Origin of the sequence: Roseateles sp., from assembly GCF_049240545.1 — a bacterium.
Classification (GTDB): Bacteria; Pseudomonadota; Gammaproteobacteria; order Burkholderiales; family Burkholderiaceae_C; genus Paucibacter_A.
Genome location: NZ_JBMLSK010000165.1, coordinates 49,029 through 59,807, shown reverse-complemented (window position 1 = coordinate 59,807; position 10,779 = coordinate 49,029). Strand labels below are relative to the sequence as shown.

The window sequence follows — 10,779 nt, the reverse complement described above, 5'->3', positions numbered from 1 at the left end:
TTCAAACCTGGCTGGAAGACATTCGCTTGATGAGCGAGCTGAACTTTCAGATCGTCGAAGCCGTGCGAGCGCTGCTGAAGACGCAGTACCAGCCCCTGAGCGAGGAGCTGAAGTACGGTGGCATCTTGTTCAGCTCGGGGCTGCAGTTCTGTGGCGTGTTCGCCTACAAGGCCCACGTCTCGGTGGAGTTTGGGCATGGCGCCTTGATCCAAGACCCTTGGGGCCATCTGGAAGGTGAAGGCAAGGGGCGCCGCCATCTCAAACTGCGCAGCCTGGACGACATTCAAAGCAAGTCGCTCGCCGGCTACTTGCCCTTGGCCTTGGCGGCCGCCAGCCAAGCGCAGGCTTGATTGATCGGCTTGCCTTCGCCGCTCAAGAGTCTGTGCCGGCTTTGCTTTTTTGCCTCATGGGCGACTGAGTAAGATCCGGCGCATGTCTCTTCTTGGGGTCCGAATGCGTAGGACAGAGTTGTTGCGGCGGAAGGCAGTTGCAAGGGCGCTTAGTTTTTGTGCGCTGGCGCTGGGCCTTTCTTTCCCCGTCGCGAAGGCCCAAGTGACTTCGCCGAGCTATGAGCTTGTGGTCGATGGCAAGGAGCAACGCTGGACCTTGCTGCCTGCCGCCAGCAACAAGGCTTGGCGAATCTGCGCTTTGCTACCCAATGGGCGGGACCGGTATTGGTGGGGTGTGTCATGGGGCTTGGCGGAAGAGGCCAAGCGCCAAGGCTTGCAAATGGGTATCTACCACGCCAACAGCTATGCCGACCTGCCAATGCAAAAGAAGCAGTGGGCGGATTGCGTCGCGCTAGGTGCGCAGGCCTTCATCATCGGAGCCATCAGTGCAGATGGCTTGAACCAAGAAATTGAGGCAGCCATCAAGGACGGCAAACCCGTGATCGATTTGATCAACGGTGTCAGCGCCCAGACCACCAGTCGTTCACTGGTGAGTTTTGCAGACATGTCCAGGCAGGCGGTCGACTATTTATTGCGCCACGCCGGGGAGCGCAGGGTGCGAGTGGCCTGGTTTCCCGGGCCAGCCGGTGCAACTTGGGTGCAGGATGGCGAGCGCGGCCTCAAGAGCCGGCTTGTCGGTGAGGCGGTCGATCTGAGTTTTGGCGGCTACGGGCCGACCGACGCGGCTTCGCAGTCAACCTTGGTGCGCAAGCATCTGGCGGAGTTCGGCTCACCGGACTACATCATTGGCAATGCGGTTGCCATCGAGTTCGCGGCCCGCTATTTGAGTCAGCGGCCCGCAGCACAGCCCAAACTTTTGGCCTACTACGTCAACGAAGAGATCGTGGCCAACATCAGGAAAGGTCTGGTCTTGGCCGCGCCCACCGATAAACCGGTGACCCAGGCTCGCATCAGCGTCGATTTGGCCGTGCGTGCGCTGCAGGGTCAGGTCTTGCCGAAACGAGTCAGCCCGAAGATCGAGATCTTGGATCGGGCGCGTTTGGACAGCATGGATTTGTCAGAGCTTTTGCCGCCCAAGGGCCAATGGCTGGTGCGGCAAGCCTTGCAGCCTCTGTAGGCGCGGTTTTCAAGCCAGCAGGCTTTGCCGCAAGACCGGCGTGGCTTGCTCCACCGGACCCAGTAGCAGCGGCCAGATGCGCTCGCCCAGGTCGCGGCGGAACATGCCGAAGTGGCCAATGGCGCGTAGGCCGAGTTGCTGCGGGTCCAAGGTCAGGCGCTGAACCTGGGCGCCGCTGAATTGCCGGCCCAGGTGATCGACGGCCGGGCCGGGGCCGAACAAGGTGTCGTCCGTCACATTCCACAAATGCACCGGGCCGGTGAAGCGGTCGTAGCCCAGTTCGGCGCGCAAGCTTGGGTCGGTGAACAAATAGCCTTTGCGGCGGCCCCAGCGGGCCCAGTCCAGCGCGGCCGCTTTGGGCAGGCCCTGGGCGCGCGGGCCCAGCAGCCAGCCCGGCGCATGGCCCAAGGCATGGCCAAAAGCCGGCAGCAGGGCGTGGAAGAACAGCGCCGCCTTGATGCGCTGCAGCCCGGCCCAGAAGCGCCAGTCGGCGGCCTGCGCGGCCACGCCTAGCAAGGCATCGGCCTGCTCAAAGCCCTCGGCCAGACCAATCGCCTGGCCGCCAAAAGAGTGGCCAATCATCAGCAGGCCGAGCTTCTGGCCTTGCGCTTCTTGCGCGGCCAGCCGGCGCTTGTGGCCGGCGCGCAGGGCGGCGGCCATGTCCAGACGCGCCCAGTCGCGCAGCCCGGCGGGTTCTTGCCGCACATGGCCTTTCAGATTGGGGCCAATGCCGCGGTAGTCATAGCTGAGCACCGCATAGCCGCGTCCGGCCAACCACTCGGCAAAGCCTTTGTAAAAGGGGCTGGCCACGGCCATGGCCGGGCTGATCACCGCCACAGCCCGCACCGGCCCAGCCGGGTTGTGCCAGCGCGCCTGCAGCAGCCGACCATCGGCGCAGCGCAGCTGGATGGCGTTGCTGTGGCCGCTGCTCGGGCTGTCTGGCGTTGTTGATGCTTGGGACATGGCGCGTTTCTCTTCAGGGGGCTGTTCAATGGCGCTCAGTCTAGATTGGCAATGCGGGAGCGAATAGACTGCATCAAAGCCACACATTGGTATCAATCAGTTGACAATCAAGCCGCCCCCCAGCATTCCGCGCAGCCGCCGCACCGCGGCCGACCAGGCCTTGGACGCCAATGCGCTGGAGCTCTTCGCCCGCATTGCGCAGGCCGGCAGCTTTGCGCGTGCCGCGCGCGAACTGGGCCTGACGCGGGCGGCAGTCAGCCGCAAGGTGGCGGCCATTGAGGCGGCGGTAGGCCTGGCCTTGTTCGCCCGCAGCACCCGCAGCTTGAGCTTGACCGAAGCCGGCCGGCGCCTGCAGGCCAAGGCCCGCGCTGTCTTGGAGGCCGCCGAGGGCGCCCGCCTGGCCTTGCGCAGCGAGCGCGACCAGCTCAGCGGCACCTTGCGCATCAGCACCGCGCCGGTGTTTGGCAACCATGTCTTGGCGCCTTTGTTGGCGCGCTTTCAGAGCTTGCACCCGGCGCTGCGTTATGAGTTGCTGATGACGTATCGGCGGGTGGATCTGCTGCGCGAAGGCGTGGACCTGGCTTTTCGCGCCACCGCCCAGCCGCCCGAGGACTGGGTGGCGCAGCCGCTCATGCGTTATGCCGTGCGCGCGTATGGCGCGGCAGGGCGGGTGCCGCTGGCCGGCCCTCAGGACTTGGCGCAGCAGCCTTGTCTCTTGATCGGCACCCATGAAGAAGGGGGCCATAGCGTTTGGGTGCGGGATAACGCGGCCGAGGCCGACGAGCGGCATGAGCTGCATTTGCGCGCCAGCGCCTGGGGCAATGATCTGGACACCTTGCTGGCGATGGCACGTCATGGCGACGGGGTGGTGCTGTGCCCAGACTTTTGTGTTGGCCCGCAGTCCGGCCTGGTCGACCTATTGCCGGGCTGGCGCATGGTGGTGAAGGAGGGCGAGTGGATTCAGGCGCTGACCTTGCCCATGCCGGTGGGCTCGGAAACCGCGCGGGCGCTGGTGCGCTTTGTGCGCGAGGCGCTGGCTTCGTCGGCTTGAGGTGCGGATCGCCTGATCCGCTCAAATCTGCTGTTGATGACAAGGATTCTGCAGCTCGGCGCCTGAGGCCTTCGCGACAGGAGGGGCCTGGATATTCTGCCGACCATTCCTTTCAAACCCTGTGGAGCCGCAGCTTGATGAACACTTCGTCCTCTCACTTTTTCAGCCCTCTGACCGCAGTTGCCTCAGCCGCCTTGCTGTGCGCTGCGAGCTTGGCCGCTGTGCCCGCCTTGGCACAAACCGCAACCTCGACAAGCACCACGGCTGCGGCGCCAGCCGAGCGCAAAGTCATCACCAGCGCCGATCAACTGCCGCGCCGCACTTACACCCTGGCCCAGCTGCCCAGTGCTTATCTGAGCGCACCGCTGGCTGCGCTGAAGCCCCTGGGCGCACAGTTGGAAGCCGACATTCAGGCCGATCTGGCCGCCTATGACATCAAGGACGCCGCCACCCTGCGCGAAGCCTATGGAGCACTCGCCAGCCTGGCGCAGCTGCGCGGTGACTGGGCTGCCGTGCCGGGCTGGACCGCCAAGGCCCGCGCCCTGCAAGAAAAGCCCGCCGGCAAGCAGACCAGCGGCGTGCTGACCGATTTGCTGGCGCAACAGCAATTGGAGAAGCGCGACGCCGCCTGGCTCAGCGCCGAGGTGGCGCGCCGTTATGGGGCAATGAACTGGGCCGAGGTGCAAGACACCATCAAGGCCAATCGCGGCGGGGTCGAGACCTTCAACCCCGAGCTGATGATTGGCAGCTTCAAGGCCCAACTCGATGTGATGGCGCAAAACGGCCAGATGGTGGTGCCCGCACAGCTGGCGCAGGCCATCGTTGGCACCCGCATGCAGATGGAATTGCTCGGCCCCAACAAGGCCGCCATCGTGGCCGGCCTGCAGCAGGTGCTGGACGCCAATAGCAAGACGGTGGCCAAGGCCGATATCTGGACGCCACGCACCTTCAGCATCCCCGCCGATGCCAAGGCCAAGCCGGTGCTGATCGGCGTGTGGGATTCGGGCGTGGACTTGGCCTTGTTCAAGACCGGCGCGGCCAAGGGCTTGGCCTTCACCGATGAAGGTCAGCCTTCCAAAGACCTGCTGCGCCCGCTGGGTGAGGCCGAGCCGCGCTGGCCGCAGCTGCGCAGCATGATCAAGGGCGCCATGGACCAACGCGCCGCGCTGGACACCCCCGACTCGCGCCAGTTCCGCGCCACCCTGGGCGGCTTGAAGGCCGAGCAGGCCAAGGGCTTTGGTGAGGACATGGCCTTGGCCGGCCTCTATGTGCACGGCACCCATGTGGCGGGCATTGCGGTGGACGGCAACCCTTTCGCCCAGGTCTATGCCGCCACCATGCTGTGGAGCCACAAGACCGAGCCGTCCAAACCCTCGGAAGCACGCTCGCGCCTGACGGCGGCCAACTACGGCACGCTGGTGCAAGGCTTCAAGAGCGCCGGGGTGCGCGTTGTCAATATGAGCTGGCGCTATGGCCCCAGCGCTTACGAGATGATGATGGCGTATCACAACCTCGGCGGCACGCCCGAGCAGCGCAAGGCCGAGGCGCTGCGCTTGTTCAAGATCGAGCGCGATGCTTTGAATGCGGCCATCGCCGGCGCGCCCGAGATCTTGTTCGTGGCCGGGTCCGGCAATGAGGACAATAGCGCCGACTTCGAGGAGTACATCCCCGCCGGCCTGTCCTTGCCCAACTTGATCACCGCCGGCGCGGTGGATCGCTCGGGCAGCGAGACCAGCTTCTCGACCTTTGGCAAAACGGTGGTGGTGCATGCCAATGGCTTTGAGGTGGATGCACCCATCCCCGGCGGCGTGCGCATGAAGCTCAGCGGCACCAGCATGGCCAGCCCGCAGGTGGCCAATCTGGCCGCCAAGCTGATCGCCTTGAAGCCGGAACTCAAGCCCGCCGAAGTCAAGGCCTTGATCCTGCAAGGCGCCGAGCGCATGAGCGGCGCCGATGGCAAGCCCGGCCGCGTCAATCTGATCAACCCACGCAAGAGTGCGGAGCTGGCGGGTATCAAGCTCTGACTGGAGCCTGGGCCGACCTGAGCCCGATCTAGGGGCTCGGTTCTAAGGGAAGTTACCCCGAACTCTATAATTGCCGCTCTTCTCGAACAGCCGCACAGCAAGCCTTGCTGTGCGGCTGTCTAGTGTTTGGGCTCATGAAAAGCATGGCTCTGCCTTGAGGCTTCGTGCCGCAGAGTCCATCGATTCACCCGCTCTTTCCCAGCGTTCAAAAAAAGAAAGTCGCCCCGCAGAGCCAGGCTGCAGGGGCCTGTTCGATGAGTTCCGCCGACCACCCCAAGAACAAGCCGCCCAAGATTCAACAACGCTTGCTGCATGTCGATGCCATGAAGGGCTTGGCGGCGCAGCTGATCGTCTTGCACCATTTGTCGGCCTACGGGCCCATCTCTGAAAGCCTGAGCGTGGTGCTGCCGCAGCTGATGGACTGGCTCTATCACTACGGCCGCATGGCGGTGCAGGTCTTTTTGGTGCTGGGCGGCTTTTTGAGTGCGCGGGCCTTGTCCGCCCAAGGCCAGTTGCTGGATGGGCGCGTGCCGGACTTGCTCTGGCGCCGTTATCAGCGCCTGGTGCTGCCCTTCATGGCGGCCGTGGTGATGACCTTGCTGGTCTCGGCCCTGGTGGCGCCATGGCTGCCCGAGTTGGTGCCGGCCTCGATCAGCCTGCCGCAACTGCTGGCCCACGCCACGCTTTTGCACGGTGTTTTGGGCTATGAGTCGCTGACGGTGGGGGCTTGGTATGTGGCCATCGACCTGCAACTCTTCGCCCTGTTGCTGGCCCTGCTGTGGGTGGCGCGCCAGCTGGCCTTGCCACGCGCCTGGCGCCGTGTGATCGGCCCGGCCTTGGTGGTGTTGGTGATGCTGGCCTCGCTGTGGTTCTTCAATCGCATGGCCGGCTTGGATAACTGGGCCTTGTACTTCTTCGGCGCCTATGGCCTGGGCGCGATGGTGCATTGGCTGGGTCTGATCCGCCACCAGCGCCTGGGCCTGGCTTTGCTGAGTGCGGCGGTCTTGATCGCTTTGGTGCTCGACTTCCGTGAGCGGGTGCTGCTGGCGCTGTTCACCGCGCTGGTGCTGGCCGCTTTGCAGCAGCGCCATCACATCGGCCGCTGCCTGCTGGCCGATCGCAAGAGCGCGCCCTTGATTGCGCATCTGGGCACGCATTCCTTTGCGCTGTTCCTGGTGCACTTCCCGATCTGCTTGCTGGTCAATGCCTTGTTCGAGTATCGGGACCCCGAGCATGGTTGGCAGGCCTTGATGGCGCTGCTGTCTGCGTGGATCTTGAGCAATATGGCTGCTGTGCCCTTTTATCGCTGGATTGAGGCGCCGGCGGGTCGGCTGCGCCTCCTGCCCTTGCTGGCGCGCTTGCTGTCCAAGGCCTTGCGCGCCTGAGGGCAGAGCCTTGCGCGCTTCACTCCAGCGGCTGGGTCTGCGGCGTGCGCTGAAAGGCCTGCTTGTTGAAGCCCAGCTCCGCAGCTCGGTCCAAGAGCTTTTGCAGCTGCGCTTCGTCCATCTGCGGCGTGCGTGACAAGACCCAGGCGTACTTGCGGCTGGGCTCGCCGATCAAGACATGGCGGTAGTCTTCATCCAGATCGAGCACCCAGTAGTTGCCATAAAACGGCCAGAAGAAGGTGACGCGCAGCTTGGCATTGCCGCTGCTGTCCACGGTCTTGGCATGGCCCGCCGTGCGATCCACCTCGCCATTGGAGGTGCGGCAACGGTTGATCACCTCCACCCGATTGCCATCGAGCCGGTAGCGCGCCTGCGTGTCGGCCACGCATTGCTTTTGGAAGCGATTTGGCAATAGCGCGATCTCATACCAAGCGCCGGCATAGCGCTGCAGATCGACGGCAGCCACCGTCGGCAAAGGCGCGGGCTCGGCCGCTTGCGAGGTGCTGACGAAGGCGCTCAGGCAGAGCAGGGCCAGAAGGTGTCGGTTCATGGATCGGTCCGGGGCTTGCCTTGATCGGCAAACCCGCACCCTAGCAGAGCCGACAAAAGCCTGGCGCTTACTGGTCTTTCATCGAGCAGGTGTTCATGCCCAGCAAGGGGTAGGCCGGGCAGAAGCGGAAGATGCCGGTCAGCAAGGGCACGATGCCGATATAGCCCCAAACGCCCACGGTGCCGGTGGCGGCCAGCACGATCAGCAGCAAGCCGGCGCTGATGCGCAAAACACGATCGGTGGTCCCAACATTGATCTTCATGGCAAACCTTTCAGAGGGAGCCGAGTCTGGCTCTAAGGCTCATTTTGAACCTCGCCTCCTGCATGGGCTTGCGCCAGATCAAGCCTGTTGATTCCTTTGCCTAGCCTTGTTCAAGGGCGGTGGCGCGCCTCATATCGGCCAAGGTCTTGCCCGGCTCATCGCGGAAGCGTTCGTCCAGCACCTGCAAGGCCTGGATGCGGTCAACCCGGAAGCTGCGGAAGTCTTCACGCAGCTCGCACCAAACCGCCAGCGTCCAGACCTGGCCCCAGAACAAGCAGGCCAGCGGCCGCACCCGGCGCTGGCTGCGCGCCTCGCTGAGGTCCAGATAGTCCAGCTGCAAAACCTGGCGGCTTTCGGTGGCCTCGCGCAGCAGGGCCAGGCGTTCGCGCATCTCGGGGCTCAAGCCGGTCAGCGGGGCGAACAGGGCCAGGCTTTCGGCGGCGGCCCGCTCGGCGCTGGGCAGCACGCCCAGAATCTTCAGCATCGCGTTCTCGGCCTGGCGCGCCAAGCCGCTGTCCAGCTGGCCCTGGGCCAGGCGCACCGCGGCCACCAGCGCCTGGGCTTCGTCCTTGGTGAACATCAGCGGCGGCAGGTCGAAGCCGGCGCGCATGCGGTAGCCCACGCCGGCCTCGCCCTCGATCGGCACGCCTTGCCCTTGCAAGGCCGCCACATCGCGGTAGACGGTGCGCGGCGACACCTCCAGGCGCTGGGCCAGGAAGTCGGCGGTGGACAGGCGGCGTCCTCGGATCAGGTGGACGAGTTGAAACAAACGATCGGCGCGGCGCATGGTCGCCATTGTGCGGCCCGTCTTGAAGACATGGCACGCCAATTGCGTGTCGTGTTCATCTCCAAGCGCCCATGAAGAGAACCACCTTGGCCATTTTTGCTGTCCCCGCTGCGGGCGAAGCCCGCCCTTATCTACCCCTTGGACTGGGAGCATTGCCCATGCGTACCGCCTACACGGGTTCCCCTCAAGCCTTGCATGTGAACCAACGCTGCCCGGGTCAGATCTGGGTGGCAAGGGCCAGCGACAGCGTTGGTGCTGTCCATTCGCAAGTCCGGATTGAAGCCTTGGACTCAAGCAGCCGCAGCGATTTGGCCGCCTTGCTGGCCGCACTGAATGACGCTGAAGCTGGGCATTACCCCTGTGCCAATCCGCTGGCGCAACGGCATCGCGATGCACTGGATCGGCCCAATTTGCGCTTGGCCGTGGTGCGCGATGCACGTCAGCGTGCCCTGGGCCTGGCCGGTTTGCAGCTCTTTGATGAGAGCGCCGAGCTGAGCAGCTGGGTGGTTTCGCCCAGCCAGCGAGGCCAGGGCCTGGGTGCCGCGCTGCTGGCAGAGTTGGAGCGCGAGGCCTTGCGCCAGCGCCAACCCTTGCTGCGGGTGCAAGTCGCGGCCTCACAGCGCGGCGCGCAGCGCCTGCTGGAGCGCCATGGCTATGGCCGCTGCGGACCCTTCTCGGGCCGGCGCGCCGAGCCCTTCAGCGTATTTTTCGAGAAATTGCTCGGCCATTGAGGCCGTGCAAGTAGGCTATGCCTTGAATCGCAGCAGCCATTCCAAATGGCTATCAGCAGGGCTGAAAGAACCCGGCTGGCGCGGGCCAGAATAGGCGCATGAACCCGCCCCGCAGTTCTTCATCAAGCCCGCGCCCGCGCGTCCTCATCATCGGTTGTGGTTTTGGCGGCTTGGCTGCCGCGCGAGCCCTGGCTGGCGCCCCGGTCGATCTGATCGTCATTGACCGCAGCAACCACCATCTGTTTCAGCCGCTGCTGTATCAGGTGGCCACGGCAGGTTTGTCGGCACCGTCGATCGCCGCGCCCATCCGCCATATGTTGCGGCGCCAGGCCAATGCCACGGTGCTGATGGCTGAAGTGAGCGGTATCGACAAGCAAGCGCGCTGCGTCGACTTGTCGGACGGTCAGCGCCTGAGCTATGACTTCTTGATCGTGGCCAGCGGTGCCACCCACAGTTATTTCGGCCGGGACGACTGGGCCGAGCATGCGCCTGGGCTGAAAACCATGGCCGATGCCTTCAAGCTGCGCGCCCAGGTGCTGACCGCCTTTGAGCGCGCCGAAGCGCTGGCTGAAGAGAGTGAGCGCCAAGCTTGGCTGAACTTTGTCGTCATCGGCGCCGGGCCTACCGGGGTGGAGATGGCCGGCACCTTGGCGGAAATCGCGCGTCACACCTTGCGCAATGAATTCCGCCGCATCGACCCGGCCAAGGCGCGGGTGATCTTGCTGGAAGGGGGCGAGCGCGTCTTGGCTGCCTTCAAGCCCGACTTGTCGGCTCGCGCGGCTGAGCAATTGCAGCACTTGGGCGTGGAAGTGCGCTGTGGCTGCCGGGTGGTGGAGATTGATGAAGAAGGCGTCGAGGTCGAAAGCGCGAGCGGACGCCAGCGCATCGAAGCGCGCACGCGCGTCTGGGCCGCCGGGGTGGCGGCCTCGCCGCTGGGCCGCATGCTGGCGGTGCCTTTGGACCGGGCCGGCCGCGTGCAGGTGGATGGGCGTTTGAACATCCCGGAGCACCCGGAGCTTTTCGTCATTGGCGACCTGGCCGCCGCGCTCAGCCATGAGCCCGATGGCTCGACCCGGCCGGTGCCGGGCGTGAGCCCGGGCGCCAAGCAGATGGGCGCGTTTGCGGCGGCGCAGATCCTGGTCCAACTACGCGCAGAGGCTCGTGGCTCGGCTTCTCGGGGTCAGGTCTTGCCTGCCGCGCCCAAGTTCCGCTACCGCGACTACGGCAATCTGGCCACCATCGGGCGCAAAGCGGCGGTGGCCGATGTCGGGCGCCTGCAGTTCTCGGGCTATCTGGCCTGGTTGTTCTGGCTTTTTGTCCACGTTTACTTTTTGATCGGTTTCCGCAACCGATTGGTGGTGCTGATGGACTGGGCTTGGGCTTACTGGAGTTTTCAGCGCTATGCGCGTGTGGTGGCCGAGCCCGCCAGCGCCGACAGCCCGCCCAAGAGCGTGCGCTGAGCGCACAGCGTTGCCCCTGAACGCCGAACCGCGTTGGAC

General features: G+C 64.8%; 11 protein-coding genes. 7 read left to right on the top strand and 4 right to left on the bottom strand.

Going from position 1 to position 10,779, the window contains the following annotated elements:
• The coding region (locus ACOVRJ_RS10800; protein ID WP_422043855.1) for a DUF1801 domain-containing protein at positions 1-350 on the top strand (350 nt) is incomplete at its 5' end.
• A 202-nt stretch (positions 351-552) separates the two neighbouring features.
• Positions 553-1,527 (top strand): TMAO reductase system periplasmic protein TorT, encoded by a 975-nt coding sequence (gene torT, locus ACOVRJ_RS10795; protein WP_422043854.1) that lies wholly within the window; start codon positions 553-555, stop codon positions 1,525-1,527.
• A 9-nt stretch (positions 1,528-1,536) separates the two neighbouring features.
• Here torT and ACOVRJ_RS10790 read toward each other — a convergent pair whose 3' ends face one another.
• A complete protein-coding gene (locus ACOVRJ_RS10790) occupies positions 1,537-2,490 on the bottom strand; it encodes a serine aminopeptidase domain-containing protein (protein ID WP_422043853.1) in 954 nt (317 codons plus the stop codon).
• 100 nt (positions 2,491-2,590) lie between these two features.
• On the opposite strand from ACOVRJ_RS10790, the gene ACOVRJ_RS10785 reads away from it, so the two are divergent.
• The 3 genes from ACOVRJ_RS10785 (at position 2,591) to ACOVRJ_RS10775 (ending at position 6,950) form a co-directional block, all read left to right on the top strand.
• Positions 2,591-3,541, top strand: coding sequence for a LysR family transcriptional regulator (locus tag ACOVRJ_RS10785; RefSeq protein ID WP_422043852.1), 951 nt, complete (start codon positions 2,591-2,593; stop codon positions 3,539-3,541).
• A gap of 137 nt (positions 3,542-3,678) precedes the next feature.
• Positions 3,679-5,565, top strand: a complete 1,887-nt coding sequence (locus ACOVRJ_RS10780; RefSeq protein ID WP_422043851.1) for a S8 family serine peptidase — start codon at positions 3,679-3,681, stop codon at positions 5,563-5,565.
• A 254-nt stretch (positions 5,566-5,819) separates the two neighbouring features.
• Positions 5,820-6,950 carry an acyltransferase family protein gene (locus tag ACOVRJ_RS10775; RefSeq protein ID WP_422043850.1) on the top strand — a complete coding sequence of 377 codons (1,131 nt, stop codon included), beginning with the start codon at positions 5,820-5,822 and terminating at the stop codon, positions 6,948-6,950.
• Between the two features lie 19 nt (positions 6,951-6,969).
• Here the strand turns inward: ACOVRJ_RS10775 and ACOVRJ_RS10770 are convergent, their stop codons facing one another.
• From ACOVRJ_RS10770 to ACOVRJ_RS10760, 3 genes are all read right to left on the bottom strand, one after another.
• Positions 6,970-7,500, bottom strand: a complete 531-nt coding sequence (locus tag ACOVRJ_RS10770; protein ID WP_422043849.1) for a lipocalin family protein — start codon at positions 7,498-7,500, stop codon at positions 6,970-6,972.
• 67 nt (positions 7,501-7,567) lie between these two features.
• Positions 7,568-7,762: a YgaP family membrane protein gene (locus ACOVRJ_RS10765; protein ID WP_422043848.1), complete on the bottom strand. Its 195-nt coding sequence runs from the start codon at positions 7,760-7,762 to the stop codon at positions 7,568-7,570.
• 100 nt (positions 7,763-7,862) lie between these two features.
• A complete protein-coding gene (locus ACOVRJ_RS10760; protein WP_422043857.1) occupies positions 7,863-8,549 on the bottom strand; it encodes a helix-turn-helix transcriptional regulator in 687 nt (228 codons plus the stop codon).
• Positions 8,550-8,620: 71 nt separating this feature from the next.
• On the opposite strand from ACOVRJ_RS10760, the gene ACOVRJ_RS10755 reads away from it, so the two are divergent.
• Together ACOVRJ_RS10755 and ACOVRJ_RS10750 are read left to right on the top strand one after the other, a co-directional pair.
• Complete coding sequence (locus ACOVRJ_RS10755; protein WP_422043847.1) at positions 8,621-9,280, top strand: GNAT family N-acetyltransferase; 660 nt, start codon at positions 8,621-8,623, stop codon at positions 9,278-9,280.
• 98 nt (positions 9,281-9,378) lie between these two features.
• Positions 9,379-10,740, top strand: coding sequence for an NAD(P)/FAD-dependent oxidoreductase (locus ACOVRJ_RS10750; protein WP_422043846.1), 1,362 nt, complete (start codon positions 9,379-9,381; stop codon positions 10,738-10,740).
• The last annotated feature ends 39 nt before the right edge of the window (positions 10,741-10,779 follow it).

What these genes read in the sequence shown, in the direction of transcription:
- ACOVRJ_RS10790 (WP_422043853.1), bottom strand. Translation starts at nt 2,490, where the DNA reads ATGTCCCAAGCATCAACAACGCCAGACAGCCCGAGCAGCGGCCACAGC.
- ACOVRJ_RS10780 (WP_422043851.1), top strand. Translation starts at nt 3,679, where the DNA reads ATGAACACTTCGTCCTCTCACTTTTTCAGCCCTCTGACCGCAGTTGCC.
- ACOVRJ_RS10775 (WP_422043850.1), top strand. Translation starts at nt 5,820, where the DNA reads ATGAGTTCCGCCGACCACCCCAAGAACAAGCCGCCCAAGATTCAACAA.
- ACOVRJ_RS10770 (WP_422043849.1), bottom strand. Translation starts at nt 7,500, where the DNA reads ATGAACCGACACCTTCTGGCCCTGCTCTGCCTGAGCGCCTTCGTCAGC.
- ACOVRJ_RS10765 (WP_422043848.1), bottom strand. Translation starts at nt 7,762, where the DNA reads ATGAAGATCAATGTTGGGACCACCGATCGTGTTTTGCGCATCAGCGCC.
- ACOVRJ_RS10760 (WP_422043857.1), bottom strand. Translation starts at nt 8,549, where the DNA reads ATGCGCCGCGCCGATCGTTTGTTTCAACTCGTCCACCTGATCCGAGGA.
- ACOVRJ_RS10755 (WP_422043847.1), top strand. Translation starts at nt 8,621, where the DNA reads ATGAAGAGAACCACCTTGGCCATTTTTGCTGTCCCCGCTGCGGGCGAA.
- ACOVRJ_RS10750 (WP_422043846.1), top strand. Translation starts at nt 9,379, where the DNA reads ATGAACCCGCCCCGCAGTTCTTCATCAAGCCCGCGCCCGCGCGTCCTC.